General features: G+C 71.4%; 18 protein-coding genes. 5 read left to right on the forward strand and 13 right to left on the reverse strand.

Features of this window, described 5'->3' with window-relative positions:
• Positions 1 to 2: 2 nt before the first annotated feature.
• The 4 genes from tal to pgl all read left to right on the forward strand — a co-directional run bounded on the left by tal (position 3) and on the right by pgl (position 4,570).
• Entirely contained in the window at positions 3 to 1,121 is a 1,119-nt protein-coding gene (gene tal / locus IE207_RS00550; protein ID WP_190181990.1) for a transaldolase, read from the forward strand.
• A 2-nt stretch (positions 1,122 to 1,123) separates the two neighbouring features.
• Entirely contained in the window at positions 1,124 to 2,653 is a 1,530-nt protein-coding gene (gene zwf / locus IE207_RS00555; protein WP_190182707.1) for a glucose-6-phosphate dehydrogenase, read from the forward strand.
• Positions 2,650 to 3,699 carry a glucose-6-phosphate dehydrogenase assembly protein OpcA gene (gene opcA, locus IE207_RS00560; protein ID WP_190181991.1) on the forward strand — a complete coding sequence of 350 codons (1,050 nt, stop codon included), beginning with the start codon at positions 2,650 to 2,652 and terminating at the stop codon, positions 3,697 to 3,699. The genes zwf and opcA overlap by 4 nt, the downstream gene beginning before the upstream one ends.
• Positions 3,700 to 3,793: 94 nt before the next feature.
• Positions 3,794 to 4,570 (forward strand): 6-phosphogluconolactonase, encoded by a 777-nt coding sequence (pgl, locus tag IE207_RS00565; protein ID WP_190181992.1) that lies wholly within the window; start codon positions 3,794 to 3,796, stop codon positions 4,568 to 4,570.
• Between the two features lie 49 nt (positions 4,571 to 4,619).
• On the opposite strand, the gene pgi is transcribed toward pgl, so the two are convergent.
• The 13 genes from pgi to IE207_RS00630 all read right to left on the reverse strand — a co-directional run bounded on the left by pgi (position 4,620) and on the right by IE207_RS00630 (position 21,209).
• On the reverse strand, positions 4,620 to 6,278 hold the full coding sequence (pgi, locus tag IE207_RS00570) for a glucose-6-phosphate isomerase (protein WP_190182708.1): 1,659 nt from the start codon (positions 6,276 to 6,278) through the stop codon (positions 4,620 to 4,622).
• A gap of 165 nt (positions 6,279 to 6,443) precedes the next feature.
• A complete protein-coding gene (locus IE207_RS00575) occupies positions 6,444 to 6,779 on the reverse strand; it encodes an RNA polymerase-binding protein RbpA (protein WP_007263454.1) in 336 nt (111 codons plus the stop codon).
• 181 nt (positions 6,780 to 6,960) lie between these two features.
• Positions 6,961 to 7,182, reverse strand: a complete 222-nt coding sequence (gene secG / locus IE207_RS00580; RefSeq protein ID WP_190182709.1) for a preprotein translocase subunit SecG — start codon at positions 7,180 to 7,182, stop codon at positions 6,961 to 6,963.
• A gap of 149 nt (positions 7,183 to 7,331) precedes the next feature.
• The gene (tpiA, locus tag IE207_RS00585) at positions 7,332 to 8,108 is read right to left on the reverse strand and encodes a triose-phosphate isomerase (RefSeq protein ID WP_190181993.1); all 777 of its coding nucleotides are present in this window, start codon (positions 8,106 to 8,108) and stop codon (positions 7,332 to 7,334) included.
• A gap of 6 nt (positions 8,109 to 8,114) precedes the next feature.
• Positions 8,115 to 9,326: a phosphoglycerate kinase gene (locus IE207_RS00590; protein WP_190181994.1), complete on the reverse strand. Its 1,212-nt coding sequence runs from the start codon at positions 9,324 to 9,326 to the stop codon at positions 8,115 to 8,117.
• A 142-nt stretch (positions 9,327 to 9,468) separates the two neighbouring features.
• Positions 9,469 to 10,476 (reverse strand): type I glyceraldehyde-3-phosphate dehydrogenase, encoded by a 1,008-nt coding sequence (gene gap, locus IE207_RS00595; RefSeq protein ID WP_190181995.1) that lies wholly within the window; start codon positions 10,474 to 10,476, stop codon positions 9,469 to 9,471.
• A 232-nt stretch (positions 10,477 to 10,708) separates the two neighbouring features.
• A complete protein-coding gene (locus tag IE207_RS00600; RefSeq protein ID WP_190181996.1) occupies positions 10,709 to 13,669 on the reverse strand; it encodes a M14 family metallopeptidase in 2,961 nt (986 codons plus the stop codon).
• Between the two features lie 156 nt (positions 13,670 to 13,825).
• Complete coding sequence (gene whiA, locus IE207_RS00605; RefSeq protein ID WP_030237199.1) at positions 13,826 to 14,821, reverse strand: DNA-binding protein WhiA; 996 nt, start codon at positions 14,819 to 14,821, stop codon at positions 13,826 to 13,828.
• Positions 14,812 to 15,876 (reverse strand): gluconeogenesis factor YvcK family protein, encoded by a 1,065-nt coding sequence (locus IE207_RS00610; RefSeq protein WP_190181997.1) that lies wholly within the window; start codon positions 15,874 to 15,876, stop codon positions 14,812 to 14,814. The genes whiA and IE207_RS00610 overlap by 10 nt, the downstream gene beginning before the upstream one ends.
• Complete coding sequence (rapZ, locus tag IE207_RS00615; protein ID WP_229873196.1) at positions 15,873 to 16,880, reverse strand: RNase adapter RapZ; 1,008 nt, start codon at positions 16,878 to 16,880, stop codon at positions 15,873 to 15,875. The genes IE207_RS00610 and rapZ overlap by 4 nt, the downstream gene beginning before the upstream one ends.
• Positions 16,877 to 18,865 carry an excinuclease ABC subunit UvrC gene (gene uvrC / locus IE207_RS00620; protein WP_190181998.1) on the reverse strand — a complete coding sequence of 663 codons (1,989 nt, stop codon included), beginning with the start codon at positions 18,863 to 18,865 and terminating at the stop codon, positions 16,877 to 16,879. Before uvrC ends, rapZ begins: the two co-directional genes overlap by 4 nt.
• Positions 18,866 to 19,840: 975 nt before the next feature.
• Positions 19,841 to 20,614 (reverse strand): hypothetical protein, encoded by a 774-nt coding sequence (locus tag IE207_RS00625; protein WP_229873197.1) that lies wholly within the window; start codon positions 20,612 to 20,614, stop codon positions 19,841 to 19,843.
• A 4-nt stretch (positions 20,615 to 20,618) separates the two neighbouring features.
• Positions 20,619 to 21,209 (reverse strand): papain-like cysteine protease family protein, encoded by a 591-nt coding sequence (locus IE207_RS00630; protein WP_190181999.1) that lies wholly within the window; start codon positions 21,207 to 21,209, stop codon positions 20,619 to 20,621.
• A gap of 252 nt (positions 21,210 to 21,461) precedes the next feature.
• Between IE207_RS00630 and IE207_RS00635 the strand changes: the two genes are divergently transcribed.
• Positions 21,462 to 22,400: a hypothetical protein gene (locus tag IE207_RS00635; RefSeq protein WP_190182000.1), complete on the forward strand. Its 939-nt coding sequence runs from the start codon at positions 21,462 to 21,464 to the stop codon at positions 22,398 to 22,400.
• Positions 22,401 to 22,407: the final 7 nt, after the last annotated feature.

Below are 22,407 nucleotides of genomic sequence, written 5' to 3' on the forward strand. Positions count from 1 at the left end.
CCATGACAGACGCACTCAAGCGCCTCTCCGACGAGGGCGTGGCGATCTGGCTGGACGACCTGTCCCGCAAGCGCATCACGTCCGGCAACCTCGCCGAGCTGATCGACCAGCAGCACGTGGTCGGTGTCACCACCAACCCGTCGATCTTCCAGAAGGCCATCAGCCAGGGAGACGGCTACGACCAGCAGCTCTCTGACCTCGCCGCCCGCAAGGTGACCGTCGAGGAAGCCATCCGCATGATCACCACGGCGGACGTCCGCGACGCCGCCGACATCCTGCGGCCGGTCTTCGACGCGACCGAGGGCCAGGACGGCCGGGTCTCGATCGAGGTCGACCCGCGCCTCGCGCACAACACCAAGGCGACCGTCGCCGAGGCCAAGCAGCTGGCCTGGCTGGTGGACCGCCCGAACACCCTGATCAAGATCCCGGCGACCATGGGCGGTCTGCCCGCGATCACCGAGGTCATCGGCCGGGGCATCAGCGTCAACGTGACGCTGATCTTCTCGCTGGAGCGCTACCGCCAGGTCATGGACGCCTACCTGGCCGGCCTGGAGAAGGCCAAGGCCGCGGGCCTCGACCTCTCCAAGATCCACTCGGTGGCCTCCTTCTTCGTGTCCCGCGTGGACACCGAGATCGACAAGCGCCTGGACGGCGTCGGCACCGACGAGGCCAAGGCCCTCAAGGGCAAGGCTGCGCTCGCCAACGCCCGTCTGGCCTACCAGGCGTACGAGGAGGTCTTCTCCTCCGAGCGCTGGGCCGCCCTGGACAGGGCGCACGCCAACAAGCAGCGCCCGCTGTGGGCCTCGACCGGTGTGAAGGACCCGGCGTACAAGGACACCCTGTACGTGGTGGACCTGGTCGCCCCCGGCACGGTCAACACCATGCCGGAAGCCACCCTGGAGGCCACCGCCGACCACGGCGAGGTCACCGGTGACACCATTCACGGCACCTACGAGCAGGCGCGCGCCGAGCTCGACGCGATCGCGAAGCTGGGCATCTCGTACGACGAGGTCGTCCAGGTGCTGGAGGACGAAGGCGTCGAGAAGTTCGAGGCGTCGTGGAACGACCTGCTGAAGTCGACCCAGGCGGAGCTCGAGCGCCTCGCCCCCGCGGAGGACTGAGTATTTTGTCGGTGAACGGAGCGAACCCGCTTCGTGACGCACAGGACCGGCGGCTCCCGCGTATCGCGGGGCCGTCCGGCCTGGTCATTTTCGGCGTTACGGGTGACCTGTCGCGCAAGAAGCTCATGCCCGCCGTCTACGACCTCGCCAACCGCGGCCTGCTGCCCCCGGGTTTCTCGCTGATCGGGTTCGCCCGCCGCGAGTGGCACGACGAGGACTTCGCCCAGGAGGTGTACGAGGCCGTCAAGGAGCACTCGCGCACCCCCTTCCGCGAGGAGGTCTGGCAGCAGCTGGTGCAGGGCTGCCGCTTCGTCCAGGGCGAGTTCGACGACGACGCGGCCTTCGAGACCCTCAAGGCCACGATCGAGGAACTCGACAAGGCGCAGGGCACCGGCGGCAACTTCGCCTTCTACCTGTCGGTCCCGCCCAAGTTCTTCCCCAAGGTGGTCCAGCAGCTCAAGGACCACGGTCTGGCGCAGAAGGAGGGTTCCTGGCGGCGCGCCGTCATCGAGAAGCCCTTCGGCCACGACCTCAAGAGCGCCCAGGAACTGAACAAGGTCGTCCACGAGGTGTTCCCCCGGGACGAGGTCTTCCGGATCGACCACTACCTCGGCAAGGAGACCGTCCAGAACATCCTGGCGCTCCGCTTCGCCAACACCATGTTCGAGCCGATCTGGAACCGGTCGTACGTCGACCACGTACAGATCACGATGGCCGAGGACATCGGCATCGGCGGCCGGGCCGGTTACTACGACGGCATCGGCGCGGCCCGTGACGTCATCCAGAACCACCTGCTCCAGCTGCTGGCGCTGACCGCGATGGAGGAGCCCGGCTCCTTCCACCCCAAGGCGCTGGTGGCCGAGAAGCTCAAGGTGCTGACCGCCGTGGAGCTGCCGGAGGACCTGGGCAAGCACACCGTGCGCGGCCAGTACTCGGCGGCGTGGCAGGGCGGCGAGAAGGTCGTCGGGTACCTCGAAGAGGACGGCATCGACCCCAAGTCGAAGACCGACACCTACGCGGCCATCCGGCTGGAGATCAACAACCGCCGCTGGGCGGGCGTCCCGTTCTACCTGCGGACCGGCAAGCGCCTGGGCCGCCGCGTCACCGAGATCGCGGTCGTCTTCAAGCGGGCCCCGTACCTGCCGTTCGAGTCGGGCGCGACCGAGGAGCTGGGGCAGAACGCCCTGGTCATCCGGGTCCAGCCGGACGAGGGCATCACGGTGCGTTTCGGCTCGAAGGTTCCGGGCACCTCCATGGAGGTCCGCGACGTGACGATGGACTTCGCCTACGGCGAGTCCTTCACCGAGTCCAGCCCCGAGGCGTACGAGCGGCTGATCCTCGATGTCCTGCTGGGTGACGCGAACCTCTTCCCGCGCCACCAGGAGGTCGAACTGTCCTGGAACATCCTCGACCCGATCGAGGAGTACTGGGACAAGCACGGGAAGCCCGCGCAGTACCCGGCGGGCACCTGGGGGCCGGTCGAGGCGGACGAGATGCTCGCACGAGACGGACGGAGCTGGCGCCGGCCATGAAGATCGACCTTACGGAGACCACCTCCAGCAAGATCAACGCCGCATTGGTGCAGGCGCGCCGGGACATCGGCACGCCGGCCATCGGCATGGTCCTCACGCTGGTGATCGTGACCGACGAGGAGAACGCGTACGACGCGCTCAAATCGGCCAACGACGCGTCCCACGAACACCCTTCGCGGATCATCGTCGTGGTCAGGCGGGTCAGCCGCTCCCCCCGCAGCCGTCGCGACGCCCGGCTCGACGCGGAGATCCGCGTCGGGACGGACGCCGGTACCGGCGAGACGGTGGTGCTGCGCCTGCACGGTGAACTGGTCCACCACGCCCAGTCGGTGGTTCTCCCGCTCCTCCTGCCCGACGCCCCCGTGGTCGTCTGGTGGCCGGAGGGGGCTCCGACGGACCTGGCGGGCGACCCGCTGGGTGCGCTCGGTCAGCGCCGGATCGCGGACACCTACTCCTCGGAGCAGCCCATAGCCGCCCTCGGCGACCGGGCGCAGGCGTACGCGCCGGGTGACACGGACCTGTCGTGGACCCGGATCACGCCCTGGCGCTCGATGCTGGCCGCCGCGCTGGACCAGCAGAGGGTGTCGGTCGTCTCCGCCACCGTCGAGGGCGAGGACGAGAACCCCAGCTGCGAGCTGCTGGCCATGTGGCTCGCGGACCGCCTGGGCGTACCGGTGACGCGTGCGCTGTCCCAGGGCCCGGGCCTGACCGCCGTGCGCATGGAGACCAAGGACGGCCAGATCGTCCTGGACCGCGCCGACGGCGCCCTGGCGACGCTGTGCATGCCGGGTCAGCCCGACCGGGCGGTGGCGCTCAAGCGGCGGGAGACGGCCGAGCTGCTCGCGGAGGAGCTGCGCCGGCTGGACCCCGACAACACCTACGAGGCCTCGCTGAAGTTCGGCGTGGACCGGCTGGAGCCGGCCGGTGCCCCGGCCGCCGCTACCGCCGAGGCGCCGGCGGACGCACCGGCGGACGCACCGGCGAAGGCCCCTGCGGCCAAGCCGGCCGCCAAGGCCGCGGCGAAGAAGGCCACGGCCAAGCAGTGACGTTCCACGGCCGCCGGCCGGATCCCCCGCGGGGGGTCCGGCCGGCGGCCGCTCCATTTTCCGGCACGAGCAAGAAGGCGGCACGCACATGGGTATGACGACTCCCCAGGTCGTCGTCCACCGGGACAAGGAACTGATGGCCCAGGCCACCGCGGCCCGGCTCATCACGAAGGTCGTGGACGCGCAGGCGGCCCGCGGCAGCGCCTCGGTGGTGCTGACCGGGGGCCGCAACGGCAACGGGCTGCTGGCCGCGCTCGCCGCGGCCCCGGCCCGGGACGCGATCGACTGGTCCCGGCTGGACCTGTGGTGGGGCGACGAGCGCTACGTCCCCGCCGACGACCCCGAGCGCAATCACGTCCAGGCCCGGGAGGCGCTCCTGGACGCCGTCCCCGTCGACCCGGCGCGCGTCCACGTGATGCCGGCCTCGGACGGCCCCTACGGGGCGGATGTCGACGCGGCGGCCGCGGCGTACGCCGAGGAGCTCCGCAAGGCGGCGGGGCCCGAGGACCACGGCCCGGTCCCGACCTTCGACGTGCTGATGCTGGGCGTCGGCCCGGACACGCACGTGGCGTCCCTGTTCCCGGAGCATCCGGCGGCGCGCGAGGCCGACCGCACGGTGGTCGGGGTGCACGGCGCGCCCAAGCCGCCGCCGACCCGGGTCTCGCTGACCCTCCCGGCGATCCGGGCGGCGCGCGAGGTCTGGCTCCTGGCGGCGGGCGAGGACAAGGCGGGCGCGGTGGCCATCGCGCTCGGCGGCGCGGGCGACGTCCAGGCCCCGGCCGCGGCCGCCTACGGGCGCAGCCGCACCCTGTGGCTGCTGGACCGCCCGGCGGCGGCGAAGCTGCCCCCGGGCCTGTACCCGCCCGTCTGAGGCCGACGGGTGCGGGGGGCCGTCACAGCCCCCCGCACCCGCCGCCGGATCAGGACCGGCCGCGCAGCTTGCGGTAGGTGGACACCAGCTCCCGGGTGGACGGGTCGAGGTCCTCCGTGCGGGAGCCGTCGATCAGGGCCGGTTCGACCTGCTTGGCCAGCACCTTCCCCAGTTCCACGCCCCACTGGTCGAAGGAGTCGATGTTCCACACCGCGCCCTGGACGAACACCTTGTGCTCGTACAGGGCGACCAGCTGACCGAGCACCGCCGGGGTCAGCTCGTCCGCCAGGATCGTCGTGGTCGGGTGGTTGCCGCGGAACGTCTTGTGCGGGACCAGCGCCTCGGCGACGCCCTCCGCCCGTACTTCCTCTTCCGTCTTGCCGAAGGCCAGTGCCTGGGTCTGCGCGAAGAAGTTCGCCATCAGCAGGTCGTGCTGCGCCTCCAGTTCGGGCTCCAGTTCCGCCACCGGGCGGGCGAAGCCGATGAAGTCCGCCGGGATCATCCGGGTGCCCTGGTGGAGCAACTGGTAGTACGCGTGCTGCCCGTTGGTGCCGGGCGTTCCCCAGACCACCGGGCCGGTGTGCCAGTCCACCGGATTGCCGTCCCGGTCCACGGACTTGCCGTTGGACTCCATGTCCAGCTGCTGCAAGTACGCGGTGAACCGCGAGAGGTAGTGGCTGTAGGGCAGCACCGCGTGGGAGTGCGCGTCGAAGAAGCCCCCGTACCAGACGCCCAGCATGCCCATCAGCAGCGGCGCGTTCCGCTCCGGCGGCGCCGTGCGGAAGTGCTCGTCGACGGTGTGGAAGCCGTCCAGCATCTCCCGGAAGGCGTCCGGGCCGATCGCGATCATCAGCGAGAGGCCGATGGCCGAGTCGAAGGAGTAGCGGCCGCCGACCCAGTCCCAGAACCCGAACATGTTGGCCGGGTCGATCCCGAACTCCTCGACCTTCTCCGCGTTGGTGGACAGCGCCACGAAGTGCCGCGCCACCGCCGCGTCGTCGCCGCCCAGTCCGGCCAGCAGCCAGGTGCGCGCCGAGGTGGCGTTGGTGATCGTCTCGATCGTCGTGAACGTCTTGGAGGCGATGATGAACAGCGTTTCGGCGGGATCCAGTCCCCGCAGCGCCTCGTGCAGGTCGGCGCCGTCCACGTTGGACACGAACCGCAGGGTCAGCCCGCGGTCGGTGAAGGCGCGCAGCGCCTCGTAGGCCATGGCCGGACCGAGGTCGGAGCCGCCGATGCCGATGTTGACGACGTTCTTGATGCGCTTGCCGGTGAACCCGGTCCACTTCCCCGACCTGACCTGCTCGGAGAAGGCGGCCATCTTGTCGAGCACGGCGTGGACGGCGGGCACGACGTTCTCGCCGTCCACCTCGACCACCGCGTCCCGGGGCGCGCGCAGCGCGGTGTGCAGGACCGCCCGGTCCTCCGTCGTGTTGATCTTCTCGCCGCGGAACATCGCGTCGCGCAGCTCGGCCACGCCGGTGGCCGCCGCCAGTTCACGCAGGAGCGCGAGCGTCTCGTCGGTGACGAGGTGCTTCGAATAGTCGATGTACAGGTCCCCGACCCGCAGGGTGTAGTCGGCCCCCCGGCCGGGATTCGTCTCGAACAGCTCCCGCAGATGCGTCTGCCCCAGCGCTTCCCGGTGCTTGCCGAGTGCCAGCCACTCGGGCGTCCGGTTGAGCCTCGTCTTACGGCTGTCTGCGTTCATCTCGGACATCAACCCACTTCTTCCGTCCTGTTGTGCCCCGCCACGCCCCAACCTAAGGGATCAGAAGGGGGACAACGCGCACAAAGGGGCCCGGCCCGCGGGATTGTTCTCTCCCGCGGGCCGGGCCCCTGATCACTCTCATGTGCGACCGGCAAGGGCCGACTCTCAGATCTCGCCCCGGAGTTTGGCGAGCGCCTCGGCGAGGATCGCCTCGCCGTCGGCATCGGTACGCCGCTCCCGTACGTACGCCAGGTGCGTCTTGTACGGTTCGGTGCGCGGCGGCGCCGGCGGGTTGTCCCGGTCCTGGCCGGCGGGGAAGCCGCAGCGCGGGCAGTCCCAAGTGTCCGGTACCTGTGCGTCGCTGGCGAAGCTCGGCTGCGTCTCGTGCCCGTTCGAGCACCAGAAGGAGATGCGCAGGCGGGGCGCGGATTCGCCGCGCTCGGCCTCGCCCATCGGCCCCGCTCCGACCCGACTTCCACGGATCGCGTTGCCACTTGCCACGGTCGTAACTCCCTGCCTGATGGTGCCGCGGAGCGTGAGGGGTTTTCCGCTGCGGGCGCCCAAGTCTACGTAAGGCCGGGCGGCCGTCCAGCAACTGCAGGGGGCGCCCCCGCAGGAGCCCATGATAGGCCGCAGGGGGCGCGGCGGACCGGCACTATGGCCGGAACGGCCGGCTTGCGGGTTACTTCCTCAGCAGGCCGAGCGCGACGATGCAGGCGAACCACAGCAGGCCGATCACGACGGTGATGCGGTCCAGGTTGCGCTCGGCGACCGAGGAGCCGCCGACCGACGACTGCATGCCGCCGCCGAACATGTCGGAAAGGCCACCGCCCTTGCCCTTGTGCATCAGCACGAGCAGCATCAGCAGGGCGCTGAAGACGATCAGGGCGATCGAGAACCCCAGAATCACGGCTGGTTCCTACTTTCCTGGCTGTTCCGGCCATCCGATTGTGCCGGGCGCGGGGGCCAGGGGCTGGTGGTGCAGCCTCCTGGCCCCCGCAAGGGTACGACGGATCCGTCCTGGCGCATACTCGCTGCGGGGACGGCCGGGCCCTACTGGTCCCGGAACCGGACGATCTTGACGAACTCGTCCACGTCCAGTGCCGCGCCGCCGATCAGGGCGCCGTCGACGTCGGGCTGGGCCATGATCGCGGCGATGTTGCCGGACTTGACGGAGCCGCCGTACTGGATGCGGACCTTGTCGGCCAGCTCCTGCGAGTACAGCTCGGCCAGGCGGCCGCGGATCGCCCCGCAGACCTCCTGGGCGTCCTCGGGGGTCGCGACCTCGCCGGTCCCGATGGCCCAGACGGGCTCGTAGGCGATCACGATGGACTCGACCTGCTCGGCCGGGACGCCGGCCAGGCCGCCGTCGACCTGGGCCAGGGTGTGCTCGACCTGCCGGCCGGCCTTGCGGACGTCCAGGCCCTCGCCGACGCACAGGATCGGGGTGATCCCGTGGCGGTAGGCGGCCTTGACCTTGGCGTTGCAGAGCTCGTCGCTCTCGCCGTGGTACTGGCGGCGCTCGCTGTGGCCGACGGCCACGAACGTGCAGCCAAGCTTGGCCAGCATCGGGCCGGAGATCTCGCCGGTGTAGGCACCGGAGTCGTGCGCCGAGACGTCCTGGGCGCCGTACTTGATCTTCAGCTTGTCGGAGTCGACCAGGGTCTGGACGGAGCGCAGGTCGACGAAGGGCGGCAGGACCGCGACCTCGACGGCGTCGTAGTCCTTGTCGGCGAGCGCGAAGGCGAGCTTCTGGACGTGCGCGATGGCCTCGAGGTGGTTGAGGTTCATCTTCCAGTTGCCCGCCATGAGCGGGGTGCGCGTGGTCATTGAGGGTCAGACCTCCAGTGCGGCGAGGCCGGGGAGCGTCTTGCCCTCGAGGTATTCGAGGGAGGCGCCGCCACCGGTCGAGATGTGGCCGAAAGCGTTCTCGTCGAAGCCGAGCGTGCGCACCGCGGCGGCGGAGTCCCCGCCGCCGACGACGGTGAACGCGTTGCTGTCGACGAGGGCCTGCGCGATCGCGCTGGTGCCTCCGGCGTAGTCGGGGTGCTCGAAGACGCCCACGGGACCGTTCCAGAAGACGGTCTCCGCATCGGCGATCTTCGACGCGTACAGCTCACGGGTCTTGGGACCGATGTCCAGACCCTCCTTGTCGGCGGGGATCTTGTCCGCGTCGACGGTGATGAAGTCGGCCGGGGTCTTGCCCTTGAGGTCGGGGAACTCCGAGGACGCGAGGATGTCGACCGGCAGGACCAGCTCGACGCCGTTCTTCTCGGCCCGGGCCATGTACTCCTTGACGACGTCCACCTGGTCCTTCTGGAGCAGGGAGATGCCGACCTCATAGCCCTTGGCGTAGAGGAAGGTGTACGCCATGCCGCCGCCGATGAGGATGCGGTCGGCCTTGCCGAGCAGCTGGTCGATGACGGCCAGCTTGTCGGAGACCTTGGCGCCGCCGAGTACGACCACGTACGGACGCTTGACCTCGGCGGTCAGCTTCTTGAGTACGCCGACCTCGGTGGCGATGAGGTAGCCGGCCGCGTGGGGCAGGCGCGCGGGCAGGTCGAAGACCGACGCGTGCTTGCGGTGGACGGCGCCGAAGCCGTCGCCGACGTAGAGGTCGGCGAGCTCGGCGAGCTGGTCGGCGAACGCGCCGCGCTCGGCGTCGTCCTTCGAGGTCTCGCCGGCGTTGAACCGCAGGTTCTCGATGACGGCGACCTGGCCGTCGGCGAGGGCCGCGACGGTCTCCTTGGCGGAGGAGCCGACGGTGTCGGTGGCGAACGCGACGTCGCTGCCGAGCAGCTCACCGAGCCGCTTGGCGGCCGGCGCCAGCGAGAACGCCGGGTCCGGGGCGCCCTTGGGGCGGCCCAGGTGCGAGGCGACGATCACGCGGGCGCCGGCTTCGGCGAGCTTCGCGATGGTCGGCTGGACGGCGCGGATGCGCCCGTCGTCGGTGATCTCGGTGCCGGCCAGCGGCACGTTGAGGTCCGCGCGGACGAAGACCCGCTTGCCCACGACGCCCTCGGCGAGAAGTTCGTCGATCGTCTTCATGTGTTTCTACTCCTTATCCCCACGCGGGGTTTCCGTCCCGACCTGGGTGAGAGGGTACGAGACAAGCCACAGGGCCCGTGCGGCGCCTCGTCGCGCCACCCGGACCCTGTGCCTCACATCGTGCTGCTGCCTGCCGTGACGATCAGAGCTGACCGCCGACGAACACCGTCAGGTCGACGAGGCGGTTGGAGTAGCCCCACTCGTTGTCGTACCAGCCGATGACCTTGACCTGGTTGCCGTCCTGAACCATGGTCAGGGATGCGTCGAAGGTGCAGGAAGCGGGCCAGTTGACGATGTCGGAGGAGACGATCGCGTCCTCGGTGTAGTCGAGGATGCCCTTGAGCTGGCCCTCGGCGGCCTTCTGGAAGGCGGCGTTGATCTCTTCCTTGGTGGTCTCGCGGGCGAGCTCCAGGACGAGGTCGGTGACCGAGCCGGTCGGGACCGGGACGCGCATGGCCATGCCGTCCAGCTTGCCCTTGAGCTGCGGGAGGACCAGCGCGGTGGCCTTGGCGGCACCGGTCGAGGTCGGGATGATGTTCTCGGCGGCGGCACGGGCGCGGCGCAGGTCCGAGTGCGGGAAGTCGAGGATGCGCTGGTCGTTGGTGTACGCGTGGACCGTCGTCATCATGCCCTTGACGATGCCGAAGTTCTCGTCGAGGACCTTGGCCATCGGCGCCACGCAGTTGGTGGTGCAGGAGGCGTTGGAGATGACGTGGTGGTTGGCCGCGTCGTACTTGTCCTGGTTGACGCCCATCACGATCGTGATGTCCTCGTCCTTGGCCGGGGCCGAGATGAGGACCTTCTTCGCGCCGGCCGCGATGTGCTTGGCGGCGTCGGCCTTCTTGGTGAAGATGCCGGTCGACTCGATGACGATGTCGGCGCCCAGCTCGCCCCAGGGCAGGTTGGCGGGGTCGCGCTCGGCGAACGTCTTGAAGGTGTTGCCGTTGACGGTGATGGTGTCGTCGGTGTGCGAGACCTCGGCCTTGAGGCGGCCGAGGATGGTGTCGTACTTGAGCAGGTGCACGAGAGTGGCGTTGTCAGTCAGGTCGTTGACACCGACGATCTCGATGTCCGCTCCCTGCTCAAGGAGCGCCCGGAAGTAGTTGCGGCCAATACGGCCAAAACCATTGATGCCTACGCGGATCGTCACGAACCGATCTCCTCGTTGGTGCGCCGGTAAAAGTCCCCCGGCGAGCTGTATGGGATGTCCCCGACCGCTTACGACCCTACCTCTCCGTGAGCTTCTGAGTGACATCGGCCGACGGCTGACACTCCCCTGCTTCCCAGGAATGACACCGCGAGGCCCCGTACCGGACGGACCGGTACGGGACCTCTGGGACCTTGTCCCCGTTACCCGGAGTGAGGGCCCGCTAAGCCTGGGATCAGTGGTTCAGCGAACGGAGGGCCTTACCGACGAGTACGGCACGGTCGGCCGCCGTCGGGACGTGTTCCAGGCCGAAGCCGAGCAGGACCGTGTCACGCGTAGTGACAGCGGCGTACGACTTGAACAACTCCCCGGACCTGTACCAGTCGCCCGGGATCACGGGGCTCCCGGCCGGTGCGCCCTGCGCCGTCCATGCCCCCAGCGAGGTCTCGAAGCCCTCGACGGCCTGGTCCGCGCCGCCGACGTTCAGCCTCGCCTGGTCCGCGAAGACGCCGCGACCGCCGGCCCCGCCGTCGGTGACGTACGACAGCGAGACCTCGACCGACTTGCCGGCGTAGGCGCTCAGGTCGAAGGAGACCTGCTTCCAGCCGCCCGAGGAGCCGGTGAAGCTGTTCCACGCCCCGCTGCTGCCGTGCGGCGTGCAGCCGCCGGCCGTCAGGTCGAGGTAATGACGCAGGAAGGGGTGCCCGTTGACGAAGAACCCGGCCTCGCACTCGGCGGGCACGGCGGTGCTGGTGAGACCCCCGGCCTCGGGGAGCGTGGTCCAGTCCTCCGCCCCGACGGTGTGCGCCTCCAGGACGGCGTGGTCGTACCCCGGCTCGGTGTTCCAGTTGAGGGCCGCCATGAGCTGCGGCTTGCCGGCCGCGGACACGCCCGTGAGGTCGATGGTGCGGGTCAGCCGCTTCCACTCGTTGTCCTCGTGGGTGGCCGAGGCCATCCCGCTGCCCGCGTAGGGGGCGTACGGGTTCACGACCCCGGCGTACTGGCCCGCCTGCGCGCTCTTGAACTGCGGGAACTGCGTCGGTGGCAAGGTCTGCGAGGTCACCGAGTAGGAACCGGGGTGGTCCAGCGGGTTGTCCGCCGCGTTCCCGAGGGCGCCGTTGGCGCCGGTGAGGCCTCCCGCGCCGGTGAAGGCGGTGGGCCCGCTGACGCCGGCCCTGCCGTAGGCGCCGAGGTAGTACTGGCTGAAGTCGTCGGTGGCGGCGCGGCCGACTTGGGCGTTGCCGCCCGCGAGCTCACCGGCCTCGACGAGTTTCCCGCCCTCGTTGAGGAAGTCGCGCACCGCTAGCTGGGTGTCGCCGCCGGGAGCCTTGGCCCCGGTGTAGTGGACGGCCGTGCGGAAGTGGGAGAGCACCCCGAGGTGGTGCGGGACGCCCTGGGTGGCGACGTCCCAGACGGCCGCCTTCTTGCCGTTGGCGCGCAGGGCGTCGACGTACTCCTGGGCGTGGACGGCCTTGGCGCCTTCCTCGGCGATCACGAGGACGTCGGCGTCGCGGGGCCGCTCGGCCACCGTGTAGGTGAAGTGCTCGCTGGACACCTCCCTGCCGCGGTCGCGGCCGGTGAACCAGACCTCCACCGTGTCGCCCGGCTTGGTGCCGTCCACCTTGGCGCGGTACTCGTCGAACCAGTTGTTGTCGTCGCCGCCGTAGACGTCGCCGCCCTTCCAGGCCCTCAGCCCGTCGTCGTGCGTACGGCCGCCGTTGACGCGGAACTTGAGCTGCTTGTCCGCGAGCGCCTTGCGGGCGGTGACGGAGACGGTCTGGTCCTCGCCGCGCTGTACGTAGGAGGTGGTGAAGGGGTCCACGGTGAAGTCGGCGGCGCTCAGACCGACGGAGGACACCGGCCGGTCCGGATGGGCGGCGCTCTCGGCGACAGACAGCGCGAAGGGCACGTTCTTGGCGAATTCGGCCTGGATGAGCTTCTCGTCGTCCGGGAAGTTGAAGACGGACGGGCAGTCCTCGGGCTTCCACCGGTCGCCGGGGTCGACGGCGGAGGCCGTCTGGCAGGTGCTCATCTCGGGCGTGAACATCATGACGCCGTTGACGTTGGCCGCGTGGCCGTCGGCCTCGCCGTTGGTGGTGTAGAGCTCGGAGGACACCTGGGGGTAGTAGCCCGGGACGGCCGAGTGCTCGGGGGTGCCGGCGAGCGCCTTGTAGGCCACGTCGTCGGGGGTGGGCGTGGCGACCTGCCAGCCCACTCCGTAGAGCAGCAGCTCGGCGGCCGAGTGGTAGTTGATCGCGTACGCGAAGCCGACGCGCTTCTCGAAAGCGTCGAGGGCGACGGTCTCGGGCTCGGAGTTCGGCTTCGGACCGCGGTAGGTCTCGCTCGACGGGTTCTCGGAGGAGCCCTCGTCGTCGTAGCCCCACCGGTAGGCGAAGTTCCGGTTGGGGTCGACCCCGTCGACGGCGGTGATCTTGCCGTCACCGTCGTTGTCGCGCAGGTTCTTGCGCCACAGCCGCTGGCCGTCGGGGGCGTGCGTGTAGTCGTAGCCGTCGGGGTTGGCGGAGAGAAGGAACCACAGCTCGGTGGAGTCCACCAGCTTGGTGATCCGCTGGTCCTTGCCGTACGTGTCGATCGTCTGGTGCATCAGCCGCCGGGTCATCTCCGGCGTGATCCACTCGCGGGCGTGCTGGTTGGACATGTAGAGCACCGAGGGCTTGGCGCCGTCCTTGGTCTTCTTGGCGTCCTTGGTGACCTTCAGGGCCAGGATGTCCTTGCCCCGGCCGGTCTTGCCGATGGAGACGACCTTGGTGAGCGACGGGTTGTCCCGGGCGGTCTTGAGGATCTCCTCCTGGAGGCCGCCCTTGCCGCTGTACGGGCGGAAGACGCCGTCCCCGGGCGCCTGTGCCCGGGCGGTCGGGGCGATCCGGCGCTCGGCGATCTTGACGCCCTGTGCGGCGAGGCCCCTGGCCTGTGCAGCCGTGAGGAACAGTTCGACCTTCGCCGTGCCGGTCTGCGGCGGGTGCTCGGTCAGCTCGTGCGCGTCCTGGCCGGCGGCGAGGACGAGCGGGAGCTGCTCCTTGGTGATGTCGGCGTCATAGGCCCGGACCTCGTCGGAGGCCGGTCCGGCTCCGCCGTCCGCCGCGGGCCGGGCGTGTGCCGCTACGGGTGATGCGGCGAGTGTGGTTCCGATGACGAGTGCGCTTGCGGCGAGGATCGATCTCGCGCGGTGCCTCATGTGCCCCCCCTGGGCGTCGTCTGCCACGAAAGCGTTGGCAGCCAGGCTCACGATCGCCCATGCCCATGTCAATGGGGCGTACGACGCGGGGCCCGCACGATCACCCGTGCGGGCCCCTGTCCTCCCTGCTGCGCGGGCCCGGCCTGTCGGGGGGCGTCAGCCGGCCATGTTGTCGGCCAGTTCCTCGCTGAGGTCGAGGTTCGACTCCGTGCCCGGGATGCCCAGGTCCTGCGCCCGCTTGTCGGCCATCGCCAGCAGCCGGCGGATGCGGCCCGCGACCGCGTCCTTGGTCAGCGGCGGGTCGGCGAGCGCGCCCAGCTCCTCCAGGGAGGCCTGCTTGTGCTCCATGCGCAGCCGCCCGGCCGCGGCGAGGTGCTCGGGGACCTCCTCGCCGAGGATCTCCAGGGCGCGCTGCACACGGGCTCCGGCGGCCACCGCGGCCCGCGCCGAGCGGCGCAGGTTGGCGTCGTCGAAGTTGGCGAGGCGGTTGGCGGTGGCGCGCACCTCGCGCCGCATCCGCCGCTCCTCCCACGCCAGCACCGACTCGTGGGCACCCAGCCGGGTCAGCAGCGCGCCGATCGCGTCGCCGTCGCGGACCACGACCCGGTCCACGCCGCGCACCTCGCGCGCCTTCGCGGCGATCGAGAGCCTGCGGGCGGCGCCCACCAGGGCCAGGGCGGCCTCCGGTCCCGGGCAGGTGACCTCCAGGGAGGAGGACCGGCCCGGCTCGGTGAGCGAGCCGTGGGCCAGGAAGGCGCCGCGCCAGGCCGCCTCGGCGTCACAGGTGGCCCCGGAGACGACCTGCGGGGGCAGACCCCGGATGGGGCGGCCGCGCCCGTCCACCAGGCCGGTCTGGCGGGCCAGCTGGTCCCCGCCGGCCACGACGCGGACGACGAACCGGCTGCCGCGGCGCAGCCCGCCCGGGGCCATCACCACGAGGTCCGAGGAGTGCCCGAAGATCTCCAGGATGTCCTTGCGCAGGCGCCGGGCGGCGATGCCGGTATCGAGCTCCGCCTCGATGACGATGCGGCCGCTCACCAGGTGCAGCCCGCCCGCGAACCGAAGGATCGCCGAGACCTCCGCCTTCCTGCAGCAGGTCCGGGTGACGGGGAGGCGGGAAATCTCATCCTTCACCGCGGGCGTCATCGCCATGGGCCGATCCTTCCATGCATCCGAAAAATACGGTCGTACGCGGCGGCCAGCAGCTCCGGATCGTGCTTCGGAGCCCCGTCCTGCCTGGCCACGGGCGCCAGCTCGACCGCGGCGCCGAACCGTTTGGCGGCGTCGGCCAAGGACTCGCGATCGGGCACGGCGGCCTCGTCGGCCAACACCACGTCCAGGGCGAGTTTAGGGGCGTGTCGGGCCAAAACCTCCAAATGACGCTGCGGAGAGAAGCCCTCTGTTTCACCGGGCTGCGGCGCGAGGTTCAGCGAGAGCACCCTGCGGGCCTTCGTCGCGATCAGCGCGTCGAGCAGTTCCGGCACCAGCAGGTGCGGGATCACCGACGAGAACCAGGAACCCGGACCGAGCACCACCCAGTCCGCGTCGAGCACGGCCGCGACCGCCTCCGGCACGGCCGGCGGATCGCCGGGGACGACCTGCACGGACAGCACCTCGCCGGGGGTCAGGGCCACCGTGGCCTGCCCCCGTACGGTGTCCACGTCCTCAGGGCGCGCCGGGTCGTGGCCCTTGACCAGCGCCTGGAGCTCCAGCGGTACCGCCGACATCGGCAGCACCCTGCCCTGGGCGCCGAGCAGCTTGCCGACCAGGTCGAGCGCCTGCACGGGATCGCCCAGCTGCTCCCACAGCGCGACGATCAGCAGGTTCCCGACCGCGTGCTCGTGCAGGTCCCCCGCCGACTGGAACCGGTGCTGGATGACCCGGGACCAGGTCTGGCCCCATTCGTCGTCCCCGCACAGCGCGGCCAGCGCTTTGCGCAGGTCCCCGGGCGGCAGCACGCCGAGCTCCTCGCGGAGCCGGCCGCTGGAGCCGCCGTCGTCGGCGACGGTGACCACGGCCGTGAGCTCGCCGGTGATCCGGCGCAACGCGGCCAGGGAGGCCGACAGGCCCATGCCCCCGCCGAGGGCGACGACCTTGGGGGCGACGACCCTGGCGGCGGAACGGCGCCCGGCACGGCCCGCGCCGTCCTCGCCCCGGACGGGGGCGAGCCGGCGCAGGCGGCGCAGGCGCAGGGAGCGACCGGTCACTCGCGCCCCATGTCCCGGTGGACGACGACGGTCTCTACTCCCTCGGAGGCGAGGCGGGCCGCGAGCTTCTCGGACATGGCCACGCTGCGGTGCTTGCCGCCCGTGCAGCCGACCGCGATGGTCACGTACCGCTTGCCCTCACGGCGGTAGCCGGTGGCGATGAGCTGGAGCAGCTCGGTGTACCGGTCGAGGAACTCCTTGGCGCCGGGCTGGCTGAACACGTACCCCGACACCTCCGCGTTGAGCCCGGTGAAGGGGCGCAGCTCGGGGACCCAGTGCGGGTTGGGGATGAAACGGCAGTCGACGACGAGGTCGGCGTCGACGGGGAGGCCGTACTTGTAGCCGAAGGACATGACGGTGGCCCGCAGCTCGGGCTCCTCGTCGCCCGCGAACCGGGCGTCCATCTTGGCGCGCAGTTCGTGCACGTTCAGGCTGGAGGTGTCGATGACGAGGTCCGCGTCACCGCGCAGCTCGCGCAGCAGGTCGCGCTCGGCGGCGATGCCGTCGACGATGCGCCCGTCGCCCTGGAGGGGGTGGGGGCGGCGGACCGACTCGAAGCGGCGGACCAGCGCGTCGTCGGAGGACTCCAGGAAGACGATGCGGCGGGTGACCCCGCGGGACTCCAGGTCGGCGAGGGACTCGCGCAGGGCGTCGAAGAACTGGCGGCCGCGGACGTCCACGACGACGGCGATGCGCGCCACGTTGCCCTGCGAGCGGGCGCCGAGCTCCACCATGGTGGGGATCAGCGCCGGCGGGAGGTTGTCGACGACGAACCAGCCGAGGTCCTCCAGGCACTTGGCCGCGGTGCTGCGGCCGGCCCCGGACATCCCGGAGATGATCACCAGCTCGGGGATGGCCGCCTCGGCGGTATCGCCGGGCTCCACTGTCGTGCCCGTACTCACCTGTGCTCCGTCTCGGTCGTACTCGGTCTCGTTCTGATCTGCTGCGTGGCCGCTCGCCGCGGCTCCATTCGCCGCGGCTTCGTTCGCCGGTCGCTCGGTCATGGCGTTGTCCCCCGTTCGGACTCGTCTTCAATGATCTCTCCTGTCGCCATGTTGACGGCAGGACGGGCGGGGACGGCCTGGGCGAGCGCGGCGGCCACGGTCTCGGCCGTCTTGCGGCCTATGCCGGGCACTTCGCAGATCTGGTCGATTGTCGCCTGTCTCAGCTTCTTCACCGAACCGAAGTGCTTGATCAGGGCCTGCTTGCGGCTCTCGCCGAGACCCGGCACCTCGTCCAGCGGGCCTGCCTTGAAGCGCTTGCCGCGCTTGTTGCGCTGGTACTGGATGGCGAAGCGGTGGGCTTCGTCACGGACCCGCTGGAGCAGGTAGAGGCCCTCGCTGGTGCGGGGCAGCACCACCGGGTCGTCCTCGCCGGGGAGCCACACCTCCTCCAGCCGCTTGGCGAGGCCGCACACCGCCACGTCGTCGATCCCCAGCTCCTCCAGGGCCCGCTTGGCGGCCGTGACCTGCGGCCGGCCGCCGTCGACCACGACGAGCTGCGGCGGGTACGCGAAGCGCTTGGGGCGGCCGTCGTCCTCTTCCGGGCCGTCCGTCTCCCCGTCCTCGGGGGACCACTCGCCCGTCTTCAGCTTCTCCTGGAGGTAGCGCCGGAAGCGCCGGGAGACCACCTCGTGCATGGACCGGACGTCGTCCTGCCCCTCGAAGGACTTGATCTGGAAGCGGCGGTACTCGCTCTTGCGGGCCAGCCCGTCCTCGAAGACGACCATGGATGCCACGACGTCGTCGCCCTGGAGGTGCGAGATGTCGAAGCACTCGATGCGCAGCGGCGCGCCGTCCAGCTCCAGGGCCTCGGCGATCTCCTCCAGGGCGCGGGAGCGGGTGGTGAGGTCGGCGGCCCGCTTGGTCTTGTGCAGGGCGAGGGACTGCTGCGCGTTGCGGTGGACGGTCTCCATGAGGGCCTTCTTGTCCCCGCGCTGCGGGATGCGCAGGCTGACCTGCGACCCGCGCCGCCCGGCGAGCCACTGCCCCAGGGTGGGCGCGTCCTCGGGCAGCACGGGTACGAGCACCTCCTTGGGGACGCTTTCGCCGCTCTCCTCCCCGTAGAGCTGCTGGAGGGCGTGCTCGACGAGTCCTGCGGTGTCGACGGCCTCCACCTTGTCGGTGACCCATCCGCGCTGGCCGCGGACCCGGCCGCCGCGTACGTGGAAGATCTGCACGGCGGCTTCCAGCTCGTCCTCGGCGACGGCGATGAGGTCGGCGTCGGTGGCGTCGGCGAGGACGACGGCGTTCTTCTCCATGGCCCGGCGCAGTGCGCCTATGTCGTCGCGCAGCCGGGCGGCCTTCTCGTATTCCATCTCCTCGGCGGCCTCGTGCATCTGCGCTTCGAGGCGGGAGAGGTACGTCCCCGTCCGCCCGGCCATGAAGTCGCAGAAGTCCTCGGCGAGTTCACGGTGCTCCTCGGGGGTGACGCGGCCGACGCAGGGCGCGGAGCACTTGCCGATGTAGCCGAGCAGGCAGGGCCGGCCGATCTGGGCGGACCGCTTGAACACGCCGGCGGAGCAGGTCCGCACGGGGAAGACCCGGAGCATCAGGTCGACGGTCTCGCGGATGGCCCAGGCGTGGCCGTAGGGCCCGAAGTACCGCACGCCCTTCTTCTTGGGGCCGCGCATGACCTGGACCCGGGGGTATTCCTCGTTCATCGTCACGGCGAGGGAGGGGTAGCTCTTGTCGTCCCGGTACTTGACGTTGAACCGGGGGTCGAACTCCTTGATCCAGGAGTATTCGAGCTGGAGCGCCTCGACCTCGGTGGAGACGACGGTCCATTCGACGGAGGCGGCGGTCGTCACCATGGTGGCGGTACGGGGGTGCAGGTTCGCGACGTCCTGGAAGTAGCTGGCCACGCGTTGGCGCAGGCTCTTGGCCTTCCCGACGTAGATCACCCGGCGGTGTTCGTCGCGGAACTTGTAGACGCCCGGGGACTCGGGGATCTGCCCCGGCTGGGGGCGGTAGCTGGAGGGGTCGGCCATGCCAACCACCCTACTGTCGCGCACGGACAACCCACCCCCACGCCTCTCCCCTGGCCGGGGGTGGATGGGGACGGCACCTGCGGCCCCCGCCGGGGAACGCGTGCGCACGCCGCGCGCGGCGCCGTCCGGGGGCGCGTGGGCGGCCGGCGCCCCGCGGCCCCGTCCGGGGACACCACCGGCGCCGCGCCGCGTCCCCCGCCTGGGCCGTCGCCGGACCACGTGCCCGCCAGGCCGCTCCCCCGTGCACACCCCCGGCCCGGCCCCCGCCCCGGCCGGCGGCCGGCACCCGAACGCCGTCCCGCCCGCGGGTCGGCGGGGCGGCCGCACGCGGTCGGCACGGGCCCTGGGGGGCGGGGCCACCCGCGGACGGCCCCCGGACCGGGGCAGATCCGGCGCCGGGGCCGCCGGGTCGTCCCGTACAGCACCCGGAACGGGACGGGTCCGGGGGCCCGGTGCGCCGCGCCCGCGCGGCGGATGAGGGCAGGGGCGCGGAGCGCCCGTCACGGGGGCCGGGGGCTTGCCCCCGGTTACGGGAAGGGGCGGGGAGGGGCAACGACCCGCGCAGCGGCTCCGGGAACGGGCCGGGACCAGCGTCGCACCGGGGGCGGGGGTTCCCGGCCGGGCCCGCAGGGCCGCGCACGCGGCGGCCGAACGCGGGGCCGCCCGGAACGGGGCAGGTCCGGGGGCCCGGTGCGCCGCGCCCGCGCGGCGGATGAGGGCAGCGGCGCGGAGCGCCCGTCACGGGGGCCGGGGGCTTGCCCCCGGTTACGGGAAGGGGCGGGGAGGGGCAACGACCCGCGCAGCGGCTCCGGGAACGAGCCGGGGCCGCGTCGCACCAGTGGCGAGGATGGTCTGGCCGGGCCCGCAGGGCCGCGCACGCGGCGGCGGTCGAACGCGGACGGCCCTGCGGGGCGGGGCACCCCCGGGCGGGGGGGTGGGCCCTGCCGCCTGGCGGGCGGCAGGGCCCGGCGTGGGTCAGGGGCGCAGGGCCCGACGGCGCAGGAGGACCGCGCCGGTCCCGGCCAGGGCCAGCGCAGCGGCCGCGCCGGCCGGGACGGCCGGGGAGCCGCCGGCGGGGCCACCGTCGTAGCCCCCGGCCTTGCCCGCCTCCGCGTACGCCGACCCCGGCAGTTTGTCCCCGTACGCCCGCTCGACCCGCGCCCGGTACGCGGCCAGGCTCGTGCCCCCGGCACCGACGGCCCGCTCCGCGTCCTCGTCCAGCGGCAGCACCCTCGCACCCCGGGCCACGTACCACGCGTCGATCTGCGGCTCCCGGAACACCGTCCCGCCCGGCAGTTTCTCCGCGCCGAGCCGCGCGTAGCGGAACTCGTCGTCGCCGGTGGCGATGTTCACCACCTGCCATCCGGCCTCCGTGCGCGCCGTCCACAGCGCGGCCTGCTGACCGTCCGAGGAGACCGCCTTGCTGGCGAGGAACTCCAGCCGGGCGACCGGCGCCCCGGCCTTGCCCGCCACGAAGTCCGGCGAGAGGTAGTTCACCGGGATCGCCTCGCCCTCCACCCGCGGCCGGGCAGCAGTCACGGCGACCTTGCCCTCCCGCGCGAAGAACCGGGACAGGGTGTCCAGCGTCGCGGGCGCGGCGGCCGCCTGCGCGGCCGCCGCCTTGACCTCGGCGGTCGCGGACTGCGGCTGTGGGACGGGGGCCGCCTGCGCCTGCGGGGCCAGCGCCAGACAGGCGGCTGCGGTGGCGAGGACCGCGACGGCGGCGTTGCGCAACTGTCCGGTGTTCACGCGGTCACGCTCCGATCCGGTAGAGCGAGTGGGTCCAGGAGAAGGTGCTGTTGTCGACGTACCAGGCGTGGGAGGCCCAGTTGTAGCGGTCGTTCGAGGGCCAGGGGTCGCCCCAGTACACCCAGCTGCTGGCGGTGTCGTACCCGTACAGGACGTGCATGTGCCCGCCCCCGTTCGACCACTGGATACGGGTCTCCACCGGCCGGTTGGCGTTGATCTCGCTCTGGACGGTCGAGTACTGGAGCCATCCGCTCACGTAGGAACCGGAGTTGATGCCCGCCCAGCGCAGGGCCGTCTGGACGTTGCCCAAGGTGGCTTGGTTGTTGGGGCATTCGGTGCCCTGCTGGCGGTTGAAGGCGGCGTTGCAGAACTGGTTCTGGCTGTAGTTGCGGCCGAACCAGGTGGCGATGGTGTTGCCGGAGGCGGCCCAGCACCAGTTGGTCTTCTGCTGCGCCTGCATCGTGATGTTCAGCCGGTTGTAGGACAGGACTGATTCGGCGCCGGCATCGGCGGCGGTGGCGGTGCCGGCGGGCAGGGCGAACAGCAGGGCGGTGAGGATGGCGGCCAGGGACAGCCGCCGGTGGGGGTTGCGCATCGCGTTCCTCCCGTGGGGGGAGTGGGGATGGAGGAGCGCGTCCGGACGCTGATGAGGAGCATCAGGGTGTTGTCGCGATCAGGTCAACAGGCTTCAATGCACGGTGACATCGGGGTGTGAACGGCGCAGCGCCGGTGTGAACGGCGGCCGTCCCGTCACCTGGACCTCACCTGGACCTCACCTGGACCACAGAGGTCACCGGCGCGGTCCCCCGCCCCGCCACACGTGAACGTTCACAGGAGGGAGCACGCCGTGCCGCCGAGCGCCGAAAGCGATCCGGACCTGCCACGACTGCTGCACGCCGGGCCCTTCCACCTCGCGCTACGGGCCGCGCTCACCGCCCGCGGCCTGCCCCTGCACCGGGTGCAGCACCGCCTCGCGGCCCAGGGCATCAAGGTCGGCGTGACCAGCCTCAGCTACTGGCAGCAGGGAGCCCGGCGCCCGCAGCGCCCCGAGTCGCTGAGGGCCGTACGGGCCCTGGAGCAGATCCTGGAACTGCCCGAGGGAACGTTACTGCGGCTGCTGTCCGCATCCGGGGCCGCCGGGGCGGCCACCAGTCGTCCGCCCGCCCGCTCGTACCGGGCCCTGGTCAGCGCGGGCGCAGCGGTGGACGAGCTGCTGGCCGGCCTGGAACTGCCCGCCGACGGAGGCCTCCACACGGTCGGCCACCACGAGCGGGTGCGCGTCGGCGCGGGCGGTGAGCTGCTGGACCGCGCCTCGCAGCACGTCGTACGGGCCCACCGGGACGGCGTCGACCGCTACCTCGCCGTCCACCACGGCGACCCGGGCTGCGACCCGGAGCGGATCCGGGTCCGCGCGGGCGAGAACTGCCGGACGGGGCGCGTGCGGTGGCACCGCGGGACCGGGGTGCTGGTCGCCGAGCTGCTCTTCGACGCCCGGCTGCGCACCGGCGACACCTACCTCTTCGGCTACGGATTCGAAGACGGCACGGGCGGCCGCTGCACCGAGTACGTACGGGGGTTCACCTACACCGGCGGCCAGTACGTGCTCCAGGTCCGCTTCGACGAGGCGGCCCTGCCGGTGCGCTGCCGGCGCTTCACCCGCAGCAGCCCCGGCGCGCCGCGCACCGCACTGGCGGATCTGACCCCGAGCGGACGCCACCGGGCGGTGCACCTCGTGGAGGAGTCGGTCCGGCGCGGCATCCTGGGCATCGCCTGGGACTGGGACTGAGCCGTCC

It is taken from the genome of Streptomyces cirratus, assembly GCF_014650775.1.
GTDB lineage: Bacteria > Actinomycetota > Actinomycetes > Streptomycetales > Streptomycetaceae > Streptomyces > Streptomyces cirratus.